At 46.2% G+C, this 509-nt stretch carries 1 protein-coding gene and 1 pseudogene; both read right to left on the bottom strand.

Features of this window, described 5'->3' with window-relative positions:
* Positions 1 to 386 (bottom strand): ferredoxin reductase domain-containing protein (locus AC27IT_RS28340; protein WP_487092349.1); only part of this gene is annotated, 386 nt, incomplete at its 3' end.
* Positions 383 to 509 (bottom strand): annotated as a pseudogene (locus tag AC27IT_RS28335) (carbamoyl phosphate synthase large subunit); the annotation flags it as partial. The pseudogene AC27IT_RS28335 and the gene AC27IT_RS28340, both read right to left, overlap by 4 nt.

Genomic DNA, 509 nt, shown 5'->3' with positions numbered 1-509 from the left:
CTTTTTGAAAGCTCATAGAGCGGAGGCACTCCAATGCCTCCCCCTACTAATAAAGCCGTTTGACCTGACTCTATTGCATCTAATGGAAAACCGTGGCCAAGGGGACCTAACACGTCAATCGACTGTCCGGCTTGTTTTTCAGCCAGCAGCGATGTTCCCGCCCCTTCTGCACGGTAAATCATCGTAAATTGTTCGTGCGTTTGATCAATTTCTGCAATACTGATTGGCCTGCGAAGCAGTGGCAAATAGTCGTTGTTGACGCGGATATGCACAAACTGCCCCGGCTCATTCATGAAACGAACAAGCTCGCCTTGAAGGGTTAATTCATATACATTGTGTGTTAACGGTCGCTGACTGACGACTTGCATCATTTCATGTTTGATCATACGGTTGTCACCTCTTTGGTTGGACGAACTTTTTTCATTGGCGTTGTATGGAAGCTGATCGTTTCAAGCACTCGTAAAATCGCTTCTGCTGTATCAAGTGATGTTAAGCAAGGTACGCCATTT

The organism is Brevibacillus sp. YAE8 (assembly GCF_057543335.1).
This window is presented reverse-complemented; position numbering and strand designations above follow the sequence as displayed.